This window comes from Streptomyces sp. NPDC048270 (assembly GCF_040652335.1).
Taxonomy (GTDB): Bacteria; Actinomycetota; Actinomycetes; order Streptomycetales; family Streptomycetaceae; genus Streptomyces.
In genome coordinates this window covers 199,859-215,462 of sequence record NZ_JBEZLV010000005.1, presented here as the reverse complement: position 1 = coordinate 215,462, position 15,604 = coordinate 199,859, and the positions used below count along the sequence as shown (strand labels likewise).

General features: G+C 75.4%; 14 protein-coding genes. 6 read left to right on the top strand and 8 right to left on the bottom strand.

Going from position 1 to position 15,604, the window contains the following annotated elements:
* Nucleotides 1–17 precede the first annotated feature (17 nt).
* The gene (lipB, locus tag AB0D66_RS07805) at nucleotides 18–815 is read right to left on the bottom strand and encodes a lipoyl(octanoyl) transferase LipB (protein WP_362298226.1); all 798 of its coding nucleotides are present in this window, start codon (nucleotides 813–815) and stop codon (nucleotides 18–20) included.
* Nucleotides 816–1,387: 572 nt separating this feature from the next.
* On the opposite strand from lipB, the gene AB0D66_RS07800 reads away from it, so the two are divergent.
* On the top strand, nucleotides 1,388–2,827 hold the full coding sequence (locus tag AB0D66_RS07800; protein WP_362298223.1) for a regulator: 1,440 nt from the start codon (nucleotides 1,388–1,390) through the stop codon (nucleotides 2,825–2,827).
* Between the two features lie 74 nt (nucleotides 2,828–2,901).
* Here AB0D66_RS07800 and AB0D66_RS07795 read toward each other — a convergent pair whose 3' ends face one another.
* From AB0D66_RS07795 to AB0D66_RS07785, 3 genes are all read right to left on the bottom strand, one after another.
* On the bottom strand, nucleotides 2,902–4,173 hold the full coding sequence (locus AB0D66_RS07795; protein ID WP_362298220.1) for an FAD-dependent oxidoreductase: 1,272 nt from the start codon (nucleotides 4,171–4,173) through the stop codon (nucleotides 2,902–2,904).
* Nucleotides 4,174–4,355: 182 nt separating this feature from the next.
* Entirely contained in the window at nucleotides 4,356–5,243 is an 888-nt protein-coding gene (locus tag AB0D66_RS07790) for a TIGR01777 family oxidoreductase (protein ID WP_362298217.1), read from the bottom strand.
* Between the two features lie 342 nt (nucleotides 5,244–5,585).
* Nucleotides 5,586–6,251, bottom strand: coding sequence for a VIT family protein (locus AB0D66_RS07785; RefSeq protein ID WP_362298298.1), 666 nt, complete (start codon nucleotides 6,249–6,251; stop codon nucleotides 5,586–5,588).
* Nucleotides 6,252–6,442: 191 nt separating this feature from the next.
* On the opposite strand from AB0D66_RS07785, the gene AB0D66_RS07780 reads away from it, so the two are divergent.
* Nucleotides 6,443–7,528, top strand: a complete 1,086-nt coding sequence (locus tag AB0D66_RS07780; protein ID WP_362298214.1) for a PP2C family protein-serine/threonine phosphatase — start codon at nucleotides 6,443–6,445, stop codon at nucleotides 7,526–7,528.
* Between the two features lie 173 nt (nucleotides 7,529–7,701).
* Here AB0D66_RS07780 and AB0D66_RS07775 read toward each other — a convergent pair whose 3' ends face one another.
* Nucleotides 7,702–7,953: a hypothetical protein gene (locus tag AB0D66_RS07775; protein WP_362298211.1), complete on the bottom strand. Its 252-nt coding sequence runs from the start codon at nucleotides 7,951–7,953 to the stop codon at nucleotides 7,702–7,704.
* A gap of 129 nt (nucleotides 7,954–8,082) precedes the next feature.
* Between AB0D66_RS07775 and AB0D66_RS07770 the strand changes: the two genes are divergently transcribed.
* Nucleotides 8,083–8,454, top strand: a complete 372-nt coding sequence (locus AB0D66_RS07770) for an ArsC/Spx/MgsR family protein (protein WP_362298208.1) — start codon at nucleotides 8,083–8,085, stop codon at nucleotides 8,452–8,454.
* 51 nt (nucleotides 8,455–8,505) lie between these two features.
* On the opposite strand, the gene AB0D66_RS07765 is transcribed toward AB0D66_RS07770, so the two are convergent.
* Nucleotides 8,506–9,393 (bottom strand): alpha/beta hydrolase, encoded by an 888-nt coding sequence (locus tag AB0D66_RS07765; RefSeq protein ID WP_362298205.1) that lies wholly within the window; start codon nucleotides 9,391–9,393, stop codon nucleotides 8,506–8,508.
* 65 nt (nucleotides 9,394–9,458) lie between these two features.
* On the opposite strand from AB0D66_RS07765, the gene AB0D66_RS07760 reads away from it, so the two are divergent.
* Together AB0D66_RS07760 and AB0D66_RS07755 are read left to right on the top strand one after the other, a co-directional pair.
* The gene (locus AB0D66_RS07760; RefSeq protein WP_362298202.1) at nucleotides 9,459–9,920 is read left to right on the top strand and encodes a MarR family transcriptional regulator; all 462 of its coding nucleotides are present in this window, start codon (nucleotides 9,459–9,461) and stop codon (nucleotides 9,918–9,920) included.
* Nucleotides 9,917–11,530 carry a PLP-dependent aminotransferase family protein gene (locus AB0D66_RS07755; RefSeq protein WP_362298199.1) on the top strand — a complete coding sequence of 538 codons (1,614 nt, stop codon included), beginning with the start codon at nucleotides 9,917–9,919 and terminating at the stop codon, nucleotides 11,528–11,530. The genes AB0D66_RS07760 and AB0D66_RS07755 overlap by 4 nt, the downstream gene beginning before the upstream one ends.
* Nucleotides 11,531–11,911: 381 nt before the next feature.
* Here AB0D66_RS07755 and AB0D66_RS07750 read toward each other — a convergent pair whose 3' ends face one another.
* Nucleotides 11,912–12,550 carry a DinB family protein gene (locus AB0D66_RS07750; RefSeq protein WP_362298295.1) on the bottom strand — a complete coding sequence of 213 codons (639 nt, stop codon included), beginning with the start codon at nucleotides 12,548–12,550 and terminating at the stop codon, nucleotides 11,912–11,914.
* Between the two features lie 561 nt (nucleotides 12,551–13,111).
* A complete protein-coding gene (locus AB0D66_RS07745) occupies nucleotides 13,112–14,269 on the bottom strand; it encodes an ROK family transcriptional regulator (protein ID WP_362298196.1) in 1,158 nt (385 codons plus the stop codon).
* A 55-nt stretch (nucleotides 14,270–14,324) separates the two neighbouring features.
* On the opposite strand from AB0D66_RS07745, the gene AB0D66_RS07740 reads away from it, so the two are divergent.
* Complete coding sequence (locus AB0D66_RS07740; protein ID WP_362298193.1) at nucleotides 14,325–15,539, top strand: MFS transporter; 1,215 nt, start codon at nucleotides 14,325–14,327, stop codon at nucleotides 15,537–15,539.
* Nucleotides 15,540–15,604: the final 65 nt, after the last annotated feature.

The window sequence follows — 15,604 nt, the reverse complement described above, 5'->3', positions numbered from 1 at the left end:
GACCCATTCCCCGGCGGCTAGCCGGCGGCCGGCTCTATCGCGCGGGGCTTGAGCTCCGCCTGCTCCAGAACCTCCTTGAGGTGCCGCTCGACGACCGGCAGCACCTCGGCGATGGTGATCTCGCGGCCCAGTTCGTACGAGAGCGAGGTCACACCCGCGTCGCGGATCCCGCAGGGCACGATCCGGTCGAACCAGGTGTTGTCGGGGTTCACGTTGATGGCGAAGCCGTGCATCGTGACGCCCTTGGCGACGCGGATGCCGATGGCGGCGAGCTTGCGGTCCTCGCGGCGCTGGCCGGCGTTGGACGGGGCGTACTCGGGGCCGTTCAGGCGCGCGTCGAACTCCTCGTCGTGCAGCCGCGGGTCGAGGTCGAGGGAGAGCCCGCCGATCGCGGGGCGGTCCTCGACGGGGTCGCCCAGCACCCACACCCCGCTGCGGCCCTCGACCCGGGTGGTCTGCACGCCGAACTCGGCGGCCGTGCGGATCAGCGCCTCCTCCAGGCGGCGGACATGGGCGACCACGTCCACCGGGCGGGGCAGCTTCATGATCGGGTAGCCGACCAGCTGGCCCGGGCCGTGCCAGGTGATCTTGCCGCCGCGGTCCACGTCGACGACGGGCGTGCCGTCCAGTGGGCGCTCGCTGGGATCGGTGCGCCGGCCGGCGGTGTACACCGGCGGGTGCTCCAGCAGCAGGCAGGTGTCCTCGATCTCGTCGGCGAAGCGGGCGGCGTGCACCCGGCGCTGCTCTTCCCAGGCCCGGGTGTACTCGACGGATTCCGGCCCGAAGCCCAGATGGACAAACCCAAGCTCAGCCACCGCAGCGCCTCCTCGTTGAACCTGCTGTGTGCACGTATCGCACTCAGCAAGGGTACGGCGGCCCCTGCGCGGGCCCCGGCGCGGGCCCGGGGGCGGACCCGGGGGCGGACCCGGGCGGGGGCCACGGCGCCGACCCCGGCAGGGGCCCCGGCAGCTGCTTGGGCCGGCGCCGGCCCTTCGGCGGCCGGTCCGGGTCCTCGTCGGCCCGCGGGAGCCGCCGGTGCCCCTCCGAGTGGTCGTTGACCCAGCCGCACACCCCGCACGCGTACCGGCCGTCCAGCCCCGCGATGTAGGTACCGCACCGGCGGCACTCCGCCTCGGTGAGCTCGGGCGGAGGAAGCGGAGCTGTGGATTCTGGGCGCTCCTCGGGAAGGTGCGTCCGATGGGGCCGGCGGGTCATGGGCGCAGCGTACGCGGGCGGAGGGGGTCGATCCGTAAAGCGCCCTACCGATTCTGCACACGATCGGATGAATGTGGGGCAGAGAGGGCGGTGTGGACGAGGTTCGCCGCTACATTCACGCCGTTCACAGGGCCGGGACTCCGGTCCGTCACGTCAGGAGACCGTGGAGCCGATGACGGAACGACCTGCCCAGCGCGTCCCCAACAGGCAGCTGGCGGCGCTGATCGCGGAAGCCGGGTTCTCCAACGCCGGGCTTGCCCGCCGCGTCGACCAGCTCGGCCTGGAACACGGTCTCGACCTGCGGTACGACAAGACCTCCGTGACCCGTTGGCTGCGCGGGCAGCAGCCGCGCGGAACCACCCCGGCGCTGATCGCCGAGGTCTTCACCCGGCGCCTCGGACGGCGGCTCTCCGCGCAGGACCTGGGCCTGGACGCCTGCGCTCCCGTCTACGCGGGCCTGGAGTTCGCGGCCACGCCGGAAGAGGCCGTGGACATCGCCAGCGGCCTGTGGCGCAAGGACTCCGGATCCCACGCCGAGCTCCGGAAGATCGCCTTCACCCCGGCCGGGCTGGTCGTCCCCAGCCGGGACTGGCTGATCGGGCGGGCCGACGAGCGCGTGGCGCGGGGCGCGGACCCGGTGGCGGCCCGGGTCCCGGTGCAGGGGCGGGCCACCGTGCCCCGGCAGCGGCAGATCGACCGGGGGCCCGGCCAGCGGGTGACCGGCGGGGACATCGCCGCCCTGCGCTCGGTGAGCGAGCTGTTCCGCGCCCTGGACCACGCCTACGGCGGCGGCCACGCCCGGCAGGCCCTGGTGCGGTACCTGGAGCACGAGGCCGAGCCGATGCTCCGCGGGACCTACGGCGAGACCACCGGGCGGCGGCTGTTCTCGGCCGCCGCCGATCTGACCCGGCTCGCCGGCTGGACCTCGTACGACATCGCCGCGCACGGTCTCGCCCAGCGGTACTTCGTGCAGGCGCTGCGGCTGGCCCAGGCCGCCGGGGACCGGCCGTACGGCTCGTACGTGCTGATCACCATGAGCCGGCAGGCGGTCTACCTGGGCCACGGCCGGGAGGCGGTGCAGCTGGCCCGCGTCGCCCAGCAGGGGGTGGGCTCCGGTCCCCCGCCGGTGGTGCAGGCCCTGCTGCACTCGGCGGAGGCGCGCGGGCACGCGGTCCTCGGCGAGGTGCGGGCGTCCACGGCCTCGCTGGTGCGGGCCGAGCGGGCGCTGGGCGCGGCCCGGCCGGGGGACGACGTACCGCACTGGGCGCGGTACTTCGACGAGGCGCAGCTGGCCGACGAGTTCGGGCACTGCCACCGGGACCTCCAGCAGTACCGCGCCTCGGCGCAGCACGCGGAGCGCTCGCTCCAGCTGCGGGCGCCCGCCTACGCGCGGTCCCGGCTGTTCTGCCGGGTGGTGCTGGCCACGGCCCGGCTGGGGCTGGGCGAGCTGGACCAGGCGTGCGCGCTGGGGGCGGAGGCGGCGCAGCAGGCGATGGAGATGCGGTCGGTGCGGGCGGTGGAGTACGTACGGGACTTCGAGCGGAGGCTGGAGCCGTACCGGGACGCCTCCGCCGTGCGGACGTACCGGGACCGGGTCGCGGCCTTGTCGTGATCACGGGCCGGCGGGCCGGCGGGACCGGGGCGGCCCCGCCGGCGTCGCCTGGCGGCTCTCGGGCCGGGTGGTTCTCAGGCGGCCACCGGAAGGGCGTGTTCCCGGGTGACCGGGAGGGGGATGCCGAAGTCGCGCAGCACGGCGTGGGTGGCGCGGCGGGCCGAGTGCAGCGCGCCCTGGACGGTGTTGGTGTCGCGGTGGTCCCCGCACACGTACAGCCCGGCCAGGACGCGCACCGGGCGCCGTACGTCGTAGGGCGGGGGCATGGCGGGAACGGCCTCCGGGGTGTGGTGCACGGCCAGCGTTTCCCAGTCGCGGGTGGCCGTGTCGTAGAGCCGGGCGAGGCGCGAGGCGACCGTACGGGCCGGGGGCGGCGGGCCCAGCACCGTGGTGGTGACCAGGCTCCGGCCGGCCGGGGCCCGCGTCGGGTCGACCGCGCTCATCACGGTGGTGTGCGAGACGGGCCACTTGGGGTCGCCGTCCAGGATCAGCGAGCCGTCCCAGGGCAGGGGTGCGGCGGTGGCGTGGTGCAGGACGGTCACCTCGTGGAAGTCGGGCACGCGCAGGCCGGGCAGGAGTGCGGCGGCGGCGCGGGCCCCGGTGGCCAGGAGGACGGAGCGGCAGCGGAAGTCGCCGTGCTCCTCGGTGGTGACCAGGTTGGTCGCCACCGACCGGACCCGGACCCCGGTGCGGACGGTGCCCGGCGGCAGCCCGGCGGCGAGCCGCTCGGGCAGGGTCGCGGCCCCGCCCTCGGGCACGGCGAGGCGGCCGCGGGCGAAGGTGCGCAGGGCCAGGTCCGCGACCCGGCTGGAGGTGCCCAGGCCCGGGTCGCAGAGCAGGGTCGACAGCAGCGGCCGGAGCACACCGGTGGCGGTGCGCGGCGGCAGGCCGCGGGAGCGCAGGACGGCGAGGGCGGTGCGTTCGGGCCGGGCCAGCAGACGCTCCTCGGGCAGGGCGGCGAGTCGGCCGAGGACGGCGCTGAGCCGGGCCTGGTCGAGGGAGCCGCTGGCCAGCGCGCGGGCCGGGGTGAGCGATCCGGCCCGCAGCTGCCTGCCGTCGGTGTGGACCAGGACCCCGGGCGCGAAGCTGCGCAGGGGCAGGCCGGCCAGGCCCGGGGTGCGGTCGAGTTCCGGGTAGGCGGTGTTGAGCAACTGGCCGATCCGGTCCAGCCGGAACCCGTCGGCCGACACGGTGGCCATCCGGCCGCCGGGGTCGCCCGCGGCCTCCAGGACGATGACGGTGACCCCCGCTGCGATCAGGTGGTGCGCTGCCGCGAGTCCTGAGACTCCGGCTCCTACGATGACGACGTCCGCATGGTGTGCGGAATGGTGTGAGCTGCTGAGCACGTGCCCCTCCCCGAGGTCGGCGCGGCTGTGTCACGACCTCCTTCCCGCAACCGGCTCCAGTGGAAACCGAGTTGGACGGGGTATTGCCGGATTGTGGTCAACTCCGGTCGCACAGTGGTCGCATCCGGCTCACAAACGGTCGCACGCCGGTCGCACAGGCGCCGGGGCGTGCCCGACGGCCCCTACAGGGCGGCCCGGATCGCGTCCTCGATGCCCGGGTGGCGGAAGACGAAGCCGGACTCCAACAGCCGGGCGGGCCGGGCCCGCTGGCTGCCGAGCACGTCCTCGGAGAGCTCCCCGAGCACGATGCGCAGGGCCAGGGCCGGTACGGGCAGCAGCGCGGGCCGGCGCAGCACCCGGGCCATGGCCGCGGTGATCTGGCGGTTGGTCAGCGGCTCGGGGGCGGTGAGGTTGACCGGGCCCTCGAGGCCGGGGGTGTCGATGATGTGGCGCAGGGCCGCGATCTCGTCGTGGAGGGAGATGTACGGCCAGTACTGCCGCCCGTTGCCGAGCCGGCCGCCGACACCGGCCCGGAAGACCGGGAACAGCTTGCCCCAGGCCCCGCCTTCACGGGCGACGACGAGTCCGGTACGGGCGAAGGCGGTACGGATCCCGGCCGCGCGGGCCGGCCGCGCGGCCGCCTCCCACTCCACGCAGACGGAGGGCAGGAAGCCGCGCCCGGCGGGGGCGTCCTCGTCGACGGGCCGGTCACCGGTGTCCCCGTAGTAGCCGACCGCCGAACCGCTGACGAACACGGCGGGCGGCTCGTCGAGCGCGGCCATGGCGCGCGCGAGGGCGGCGGTGCCGAGGACCCGGCTGTCGCGGATCTCCTTCTTGTACGCGGCGGTCCAGCGGTGGTCCCCCACCCCGGCCCCGGCCAGGTGCACGACGGCCGCGCATCCGGCCAGGCCGGCTGGGTCGACGTAGCCGCGGGCGGGATCCCACCGCACCTCGTCGCCTGCGGCGGGCGGGCGGCGGACGAAGCGCACCACCTCGTGCGAGTCGGCCCGTAGGGACCGTACGAGGGCGCTGCCGATGAGGCCGGTCGAGCCGGTGACCGCGATACGCATGCCCCCATCCTGCCGTGCCCCGCCCCCACCCGCCCCGAAGCCCGACCGCGGCACGAAGCCCGGCTCCGCCGGGACCCGGGGCTCCGCCCCAGACCCCGCGCCTCAAACGCCGGCGAGGCTGGAGTTCGCCCCGCTTGGCCCGGCGGGGAGTCCAGCGGCATCCTGCCGGCGGGTATCGGCACGAATTCAGCCCCGCCGGCGTTTGAGGCGCGGGGTACGGGGCGGAGCCCCGGGTCTTCCAGCCCCGCAGGGAGTCCAGGGCGAAGCCGGGGGCCCCGTCACAGGGGCTGGGCGAAGCCCGGGAGCCCCGTCACAGGGGCTGGGCGGAGCCCGGGGGCCGGGTCACAGGGTGCCGAGCCAGGTGCCCACCGCGTAGGTGACGGCCATGGCCAGGGCGCCCCCGGCGACGTTGCGCAGGACCGCGCGGACCGCAGGCGCCCCGCCCAGCCGTGCGCTCAGCACCCCGCACAGGGTCAGCGCCACCAGCACCGCCGCCGCCGTCACCGGGACCCGGACGGACGGGCCGGTCAGGACGATCGCCAGGAGCGGCAGCAGCGCGCCCACCGTGAAGGCCACGAAGCTGGCGAAGGCCGCGTGCCACGGATTGGCCAGTTCGTCGGGGTTGATGCCGAGCTCCACCCGGGCGTGCGCCCGCAGCGCGTCCCGTTCCGTCAGCTGCTCCGCGGCCTCGCGGGCCACCTCCCGGCTCAGCCCGCGCGCGGCGAGCAGGTCGGCGAGCTCCTCCAGCTCCGCCTCCGGCTCCTCGGCCAGTTCGCGGCGCTCCATCTCCAGCGCGGCCCGTTCGGAGTCCCGCTGCGAGCTGACCGACACGTACTCCCCCGCCGCCATCGACAGCGAACCCGCCAGCAGTCCGGCGACCCCCGCCGCCAGGATCGCCGAACGCGAGGTGGTGGCCCCGGCCACGCCGACCACCAGGCCCGCGGTGGAGATGATCCCGTCGTTGGCGCCGAGCACCCCCGCACGCAGCCAGTTCAGCCGCGTGCTGATGTCCGCGCTCGGCGACCCGTCCGCGCCGCCGCCCCCGCCCGCGCCGTGCGCCTCGATATGCGCCCGCGTCAGGGCCTTGCCGGCGGCATCGTCTTCCGTCACGCCCCCACTGTCCCGGCACGGGCCGCCCCGGGCCACCCGGCAGACCGGTCCGGGGTGCGCACACCCGGCCCGCGTACCAGGGTGGAGGGGTGAGACGCGGACGCGAGGACCGGGGCGGGCTGCGCGGGGAGCCACCGCCGCGCTGGGCCCGGCTCGCACCCGCGGTGGCCCTCGTGGTGCTGGTCCTCGCCCAGGTGCTCACCCCGGGAGACGTGGAACTCGGCTACTTCCTGGCCGGCCTGCCCCCCGTGGCCGCCTTCGCGTACGGGGCGGCCGGGACCGCGGTCTTCGCCGCACTCGTCCTCGTCCTGCTCGGCGTGCGCAGCCTCGGCGTCGCCCACGCCCAGGGCGCGGACCTGGCCACCGTGGCCGCCATCGGGCTGCTGAGCGTGGTGATCGCATGGGTGCGCCGGCGCCGGGACGCCCAGCTGGTCAGCGTCCGGTCGGTGGCGGAGGCGGCCCAGCTGGCCGTCCTCCCGCCGGTGCCCGAACGGGTCGGTCCGGTGCGCTGCTCCGGCCTCTACCGGGCGGCGCAGCGCGGCACCCTGGTCGGCGGCGACCTGTACGACGTACGGGCCGGGCCGTACGGGGTCCGGGCGCTGGTGGCAGACGTACAGGGGCACGGCCTGGCCGCGGTGGGCACGGTGGCGGCGCTGCTCGGCGCCTTCCGGGAGGCGGTGCTCGACGACGCGGAGCTGGCGGCGGTCGCGGCCCGGCTGGACCGGCGGCTCGCGTGCGACGCCGCCGCCGCGCCGGGCGGGCATCCCGAGCTGTTCGCGACGGCCCTGCTGCTGGAGTTCCCGCCCGGGCTGGACCTCGTACGGATCGTCTCCTGCGGACATCCGCCCGCCCTGCGCCTGCGCGGCCCGACGGTCGAGGAGGTGGCCGTGGAACCGGGACCGCCGCTGGGCGTGGGGCTCGCGGGGCCGGACCCGCCGCCGGTGACGGAGCTGGCGGTGCGCGCCGGGGACCGCTTCCTGCTGCACACCGACGGCGTGACCGAGGCCCGGGACGCGGCGGGGCACTTCTACCCCCTGGCGACGCGGCTGACCGTGGTGACGCGGGATCCTGCGGGCCTGGTCGGGGCGGTCTGGCGGGACCTGCTGGCCTTCACGGACGGCGGGCCGCGCGACGACGTGGCCCTGCTGCTGCTGTCACCGGACGGCTCGGCATGATCACCGGGCCCCGGCCGCGCGCACACCGTACGCAACCGTCGAGCCGTACGCAGCCGTCGCGCAGACGCGGTGAGGGCCGCGGCGGAGACACCCCGTCTCTCCGCCGGCCCGACCGGAACCCCTCCCCGCCGGGCCGGCGGAGAGGGCTCCGCGCGCCGTTCGCTACGGCCGGCTCACGCCGCCTGGATGAAGGCGCGCACCATCTTGCAGGTGACGTTGGACGGCCGGTGGACCCCCGTCCGGACCGCCATCGTCCGGATCTTCCGGTTGGTCGCGCGCCGGGCGTCATACGTCCCCGAATCGAGCAGGGATATCGCCAGGCGCATCGCCTTGAGACGGCGGTTGTGGCTCTCGTACCACTCGCGGGGCAGGCCCGCCGGCAGCGGCTTCTTCTTCACGGGCGCAATGGTGGTGGCAGTGGCCATCTACAGCCTCCCAAACGGTAGTTGGCTTCCCGTCGTTCTCCCTCGATTTTACCGGGCGGCACTGACAAAAGCCCTGGCCGGACCGGCACCGGACGGGGCCCCTGACGGCCCGTGGATAGGCTGGGCGGCATGGAGATCTGGATCAATCCCGCGTGCTCGAAGTGCCGCAGCGCACTGACCCTGCTGGACGCCGAGGGCGCCGACTACACCGTCCGCCGGTACCTGGAGGACGTGCCCTCCGAGGACGAGATCCGCGAGGTCCTCGGCCGCCTCGGACTGGAGCCGTGGGACATCACCCGCACCTCGGACCCGCTGGCCAAGGAGACGGGCGTACGCGACCTGCCGCGCGAGGAGACCGACTCGGCGCGGGGCCGCTGGATCGCGCACCTGGCCGCGCACCCCAAGCTGATCCAGCGTCCCATCATCACCGCCGAGGACGGCACCGCGGTGGTCGCGCGCTCCGAGGAGGCCGTCCGCGAGGCCCTGTCCCGCAAGGGCTAGGCGGCGCCTCGTCGATCAGGCCGCGAGCCCGGCCTGATCGGCAAGGCACCCTCAGGCGGCCGCGACCAGCCGGGCGATCTCCCCGGCCGCCGTCAGCGGCAGCGCGTGGTGCGAGACCCCGGGCAGTACCTCGACCCGCGCGCCCGGGAGCACCCGCCGCGCGGCCCGGGCCGCCCGGTCGGCGTCATGGCAGCGGGCGCGCCCGGCGAACAGGAGCCGGACGTCGACACCCGCCTGCGGCCGGCCGCCGACCGGCGTGCCCCCGAGCCCGGTCAGGTCGGGGCGCGGCCCGGTGACCGGGCGCACGGCCCGGAAGCGGGCCGTCTCGCCCTGGAGCCGAAGCCACGCCGGGTCGAGCGCGGCTCCGCCGCTCTCCCAGGCGAGGAAGGAGCCGATCCGCTCCGGGGTGGGCCGCACCAGCATGGGCAGGGCGCGCAGCACGTAGCCGGGGCGGAGCCCGGCGAAGACCCGGGTCGGGTCGAGCAGCACGAGGCGGCCGAGCCGGGCGGGCCTCGAGGCCGCGTAGTGGGCGGCGATCCAGGCCCCGTACGAGTGGCCGGCGAGCGTGACCGGGGCCTGCGGGCCGAGCCCGTCGATCACCGCGTCGAGCCATCCGACGAGGTCCCCGGTGGTCCGTACCGCCCGCCCGGGCTCCGGGACGCTGAGTCCCGGGTCCCCCACCAGGTCCACGGCGTGCACCCGGTGGGTGCCCGCGAGCCCGGCCCCGGCGCAGGCCCCCCACACCGTGGAGGTGGCACCTGCGCCGGGCAGCAGCACCAGCGGCGGAGCCCCGGCCGGACCGCAGCTGTTGACGCGGGTGAGGCCGTACGGGGTGGGCAGGTCGACGCTCCGGACCGGTTCGGGCCATTGGGCGAGGACCGCGTCGTACGCGGTACGGAAGCGGTCGCGGGCGGTCGGAAGGTGAGGGGGCGTGGACATGACCGGCTCCCCTATCTCGTTGGGCGATAATCTCGCTTGGCGAGAGATGTTAGACGGAGGTCGATGTGAGCGACAACGGGGAATCCGAGAACCTGCGGTTGGTGCACCTGCTGCGGGCGGTGACCGTCGAGTTCGGGCTGCGCCAGGCGGAGTTCGCCGCCCGCAACGGCATGCACCCCACCGATGTGCGGGCCCTGATCTGCCTGCTGGACGCGGACCGCGCCGGCGAGGCGGCCACCGCGGGCCTGCTCGGCACCCGGCTCGGCCTCAACTCCGCGGGCACCACCGCGGTGATCGACCGCCTGGAGCGGCTCGGCCACGTGGCGCGGGTCCGCGACGACCGCGACCGGCGCCGGATCCTGCTGTGCGTGGAGCCCGAGGCGATCCGGCTGGGCCGGGAGTTCTTCGGCCCGCTGATCGACGGGGTGCTGGGGGTACTGGACTCCTTCGACCCGGCCGAACGGGACACCGTCCGCCGCTTCCTGACGGCCGCCCACACCGTCTTCGCACCGCAGGCCGACGCGTGACGGCCCGCGACGACGGCGGTACGGGCGCCGACCTGCACCTCGACCTCCCCGCCGAAGGAGCCCGCCGGACCGCCCTCGCCCAGGCCCTGCGCAGCGCAGTCCGCAGCGGACGACTGGCCGGCGGAACCCGCCTGCCGCCGTACCGCACCCTGGCCGCCGACCTCGGACTGGCCCGCAACGCCGTCGCCGACGCCTACGCCGAACTGGTCGCCGAGGGCTGGTTCACCGCCCGCCAGGGCTCCGGGACCCGGGTGGCGGAGGGTGCGGCGGAGCGGGGGGCGGGGCAGGGGGCGGGGCCCGACACAGGGCAGGGCACTGGGCAGGGGGCGGGACACGGCACCGGGCAGGGGGCGGGACACGGCACCGGGCGTGGCACTGGGCAGAGGTCGGGACACGGCACCGGGCAGGGGGCGGGACACGGCACCGGGCGTGGCATGGGCGCGGGCCCGGCGCCCGCGGGGCCCCGCTACGACCTGCTCCAGGGCAAACCCGACCCGGCCTCCTTTCCCCGGGGCCCGTGGGCCGCCAGCGCCCGGCGGGCCCTCTCCGCGGCGCCCACCGAGGCCTTCGGCCCCGGCGACCCGCGCGGCCGCCCCGAACTGCGGCGCGCCCTGGCCGCCTACCTGTCCCGGGCGCGGGGCGTACGTACCGGCCCGGAGAACATCGTGGTCTGCTCCGGCTTCGCGAACGGTCTGCGCCTCCTCGCCTCCGTCCGGCCCCGGGACTGGGCCGTCGAGGCGTACGGGCTCCCCTTCCACCACGGCATCCTGGACGCCGCCGGGGTGCGCCCGCACCCCGTCACGGTCGACGAGGACGGAGCGCAGACGACCGGGGTACTGCCCTCCCGGGTACGCACGTTGCTGCTCACCCCGGCGCACCAGTTCCCCACCGGGGGCCGCCTGCTTCCCGCGCGGCGCGCCGCCGCCGTGGAATGGGCCCGCACGACCGGCGGCGTGATCGTGGAGGACGACTACGACGGGGAGTTCCGCTACGACCGCAAACCCGTCGGCGCCGTCCAGGGCCTGGCCCCGGAGCACGTGGTCTACGCGGGCTCGCTGAGCAAGAGCCTCTCCCCGGCGCTCCGCCTCGGCTGGCTGGTCCTGCCGGACCGGCTGGTGGACGAGGTCCTGGCGGCGAAGGGGCAGCGGGAGTCGTGGGCGAGCGCGCTGGACCAGCTGGCGCTGGCCGACTTCATCGAGTGCGGCGCGTACGACCGGCACGTCCGCCGGATGCGGAAGCACTACCGGGAGCGCCGTGACCAGCTGGTGTCCGTACTGGCCGCACGGGCGCCCGGCATCCGGGTGACGGGCATCTCGGCCGGCCTCCACGCGGTACTGGAACTCCCCCCGGGCACCGAGGCCCCCACCCTGTCGGCGGCCCGAACGGCGGGCCTCGCCCTGGACGGCCTCTCGTCCTACCGGCACCGAGCGGACCCGACCCCACCCCGCGAGGGCTTGGTGGTCGGCTACGCGGCACCCCCGAACGCGGCGTTCGCACGGGCTGTGGAGCTCCTGGCGGGAGTGGTGGGAGTGGTGGGACAGGCGGGGGTGGGCGGGGATGGGGGCGGTGGTGAAGGCGGGAGTGGGGATTCGGGGACTGCGGGAGCCTGATTCCTGCTGGGGCCGATCAGGGAGGGTTTGGGGGTTTCCCGCCAGTCCCACTGTCTTTCCGTGCCGGGCCGCCCTGTCAAGGGCGCTCCTTCGTCGCGTCGCTTCGCGATGGCCTTCGGCCACCCTTGACAGGCCGTCCCGGCACGGAAAGACAAGGACTGACGGGAAGCCCCCAAAAGAACGGTCCACTGGGTCACGATCACGGGCAGCGGGCATCAGGGACCGGCCCCTAGCCGACCGGGGGCGGGCACCATCCCCACACGGGCCGATAGGCAGGCCATTCCGGGCCGGGGGCCGCCCAACCCGCACCAGACAGCGGCGAGAAGCCCACCAGGAGCGGTGAGACGCGTCAGATCGCTACGCGCTTCTCATCTCTCAGCGTCAGACGGCCGTCTGGGGCTGGGAAAAGGCTTCACGGTGGAGGTCGCGGAGGAGGGCGATCTCCGCGCCGTGGTGCAGTACTTCCTGGTTGACCCACCAGGCGATGTCGATGAAGGGTTCCTCCGCGTCGCTGCCGTGCGGGTAGGTGCAGTACCCCACGGTGTCCAGTGCGGCATCGTCGACACTCAGCAGCGCCTCCCGCCAGGCGCCGGCGGCAGTGTCGAATGCCGCGACCGCTTCGTCGACGTCCCCGCTGACGGGGTAGTCGTCCCGGGTACGCGAGCGGCTGCCGGCCGTGTGGTCGGCGCGAAGGGTCAGCATTTCGCTGAGGTGGCTCAGGCGCCACGCGATGGTGGTGAACGGCGGCGGCCAGGGGTGCGGGTACGACGCCGCGTCGCGACCCCAGTCACCCGCTCCGGCCAGCAGCGTGGCGCGCGGGCCGGGCCCGCCGGTTCGCCGCCGCACGGACCAACAGCCCCGCACTGGCTCCCAGAGAAACTCCTCGCCGGTCATGGGCCCGACCTTGGTGTCCGCCCCGTCACCGCTGTCCATGACGGGCCCTGACATGCGGTTGCCGAGGCGCTCGCGCGCGAAGTCGAACTGCTGCACCAACGGGACCAGACGAGGCGGGATCACGATCACTCCAACGAACTGCAGGTCGGCGGGCTGGCGCGCCAGCCTGTCAGAGCAGGACAGACACCGCGTCCCATTTTCCCGCACCTGTTCCCAGCTCCAGACGGCCGTCTGACGCTGAGAGATGAGAAGCGCGTAGCGATCTGACGCGTAGGTGGATCGGGATGGGCTTCCCGCCGCTGTTTGGTGCGGGTTGGGCAGCCGACGTCGGGGAATGGCCTGCCTGTCGGCCCGTGTGGGGGTGGTGCCCGCCCCCGGTCGGCTAGGTGCCGGTCCCTGATGCCCATTGATGGACGCCTGGAACCAGTGGACCGTTCTTTTGGGGGCTTCCCGTCAGTCCTTGTCTTTCCGTGCCGGGACGGCCTGTCAAGGGTGGCCGAAGGCCATCGCGAAGCGACGCGACGAAGGAGCGCCCTTGACAGGCCGTCCCGGCACGGAAGGACAGTGGGACTGGCGGGAAACCCCCAAACCCTCCCTGATCAGCCCCAGCAGGAATCAGGCCCCCGCAGTACCCGAAGCCCCCGCACCCAGTCCCCGAAGCCCCCGCCCAACCCCCCCCCATCCCCCCTACCCCCCGAACAGCACCTCCTGCGCCGCCTCCCGCGCCGCCAGCCTGGCGCCCGTCAGGACCGCCGGGCCGCCCAGGGTCGTCGCGCGGACCTCGGTGGGGACGGGGGTCAGCGCCGCCAGGCGGCGGGCGACCCGGGCGGCCAGGGCGGGGCCGCCCGCCCGGCCCAGTTCGCCCGCCAGGACCACGCAGCCCGGGTCCAGGACGGCGGTGACCGCCGCGGCCCCGAGGGCCAGCCGCTCGGCCAGGGCTTCGAGGAAGGCCTCCCCGGCGGCCCCCGCCACGGCCTCCTCCGCGGGACCGGCGAAGCCGTGGGCGCGGGCCAGTGCGGTTACGGCCTCGCGGCCCGCCAGGGCGTGGAAGCCGCCCCCGCAGTCGGTGGCCGAGGGCAGCGCGCCGGTGCCGGGAACGGGCAGGAAGCCGATCTCGCCGGCCCCGCCGGAGGCGCCCCGGCGCAGCCGCCCGTCCAGGACCACGGCCGCGCCCACTCCCGCGCCGAGCCACAGCAGGACGAAGGAGTCCACGTCGCGGGCCGCGCCCAGGCGTTGCTCGGCGAGGGCGGCCAGGTTTGTCTCGTTCTCGACGGCCACCACGGCGGTCAGGGTCCGCCGCAGGGCCGCCACCAGGTCCCGGTGCCACGCCGGCAGGCCCTCGGTGTCGCGGAGCTCGCCGGTGGCGGGGCCGACCAGGCCGGGGGCTCCGACGACGACGGTGTGCAGCTCGCCGGCCCCGGCGTCGGCGGCCGTGCGCAGCAGGGCGGCGACCGCGTCCTCGGGGGCGCCGACGGGCAGGGCGGCCTCGGCCAGCGGGTGGCCGAGGAGGTCGGTGATGACGGCGGTGACGCTGTCGGTCCGTACGTCGAGGGCGGCCAGGTGGGCGCGGCGGGCGACGATTCCGTAGAGCTTGGCGTTGGGGCCGCGGCGCTGTTCGCCGGATTCGCCGACGACCTCGATCAGTCCGGCTTCGGCGAGCCGCTCGACGAGGTCGGCCACCGAGGGGCGGGACAGGCCCGTCCTGGCCTTGAGCTGGGTGGCCGTCAGCGGCCCGGCCTCCTGGAGGAGTTGCAGGGCGAGGCGGTCGTTGATGGCGCGCGCCGTGCTCGGTGAGGCGGGGGACGGTACCGGCGTCGAGGTGGGGGCTGGGGTCACGGCGCCCATCCTAGGCAGTCGCGGCCATTAACTATCAGGCAGGGTCCCTGATAGTTTACCTCCCATGACCGGGGAAACCGACCTCAGCCCGGCGCGGCTGCGCCATGCCCGTTTCGCGATCGCGGCCGTCTTCTGCGCCCACGGCGCCGTGACCGGCTCCTTCGCCACCCGCATCCCCTGGATCCAGGACCACGCCCAGCTCAGCGCCGGCACCCTGGGTCTGGCCCTCGCCTTCCCCGCCCTGGGCGCGGCGCTCGCGATGCCGCTGGCGGGGCGGATCAACCACCGCTTCGGCGCCCGTACGGCGCTGCGGGGGCTGCTGGCGCTGTGGACCCTCTCCCTCATCCTGCCGAGCCTCGCCCCGAACCTGCCCGTGCTCTGCTTCGCGCTCTTCGTCTACGGGGCCACCTCCGGCATGTCGGACGTGGCGATGAACGCGCTCGGCGTGGAAACGGAGAACCGGCTGGGCCGCTCGGTGATGTCCTCGCTGCACGGCATGTGGAGCGTGGGCGCGCTGATCGGCTCGGCGGCCGGCACGGTCGCCGCGCACGCCGGGGCCGACGCCCGGCTGCACCACGCGGTCGCCGCGCTGGTCCTCACCGCGGCCGGGCTGGCCGCCGTACAGGGGGTGCTGGACCTCAGGAGCGACCAGGAGGAGGCGGCTCCGCCGCACTTCGCGCTGCCGCCGCGGTCCGCGCTGCTCATCGGCGCCATAGGCTTCTGCGCGGTCTTCGCCGAGGGGGCGAGCCTGGACTGGTCCGCGGTCTACCTGCGGGACGTGCTGGACACGGACGCCGGTCTGGCGGCGGCCTCGACCACCGCCTTCGCGCTCACGATGGCCGTCGCCCGGCTGGCCGGGGACCGGGTGGTGGACCGGTTCGGGGCGGTGCGGACCGTCCGGGCGGGCGGCGTTCTGGCCACCGCGGGCGGGCTGGTCGTGGTCTCGGTCCGCGAGCCGGCGGCGGCGATGGCCGGCTTCGGGCTGATCGGGCTGGGCATCGCCGTGGTGGTTCCGCTGGCCTTCGCGGCGGCGGCGCGCAGCGGGCCGGCCCCGGCGCAGGCGATCGCGGGTGTCGCGACGATCACGTACACCTCGGGGCTGATCGCCCCGTCGGCGATCGGGGCGGTGGCGGACGCGACCTCGCTCGTGGTCTCCTTCGGGCTGGTCACCCTGCTGGCCTTCATGCTCGTGGCGGGGGCCGCGGTGCTGCGGCAGAAGCCGGCCGCTCCCGGGGCCTCCGCAGCCAATCGGGACGAAACTGCCGGTATCCGCCCGTAACATATCGGGGGCCCGGCCTGATCGAGAAGACAGGCCCCAGCGGCTTCGATACTTGATCAGCGGCG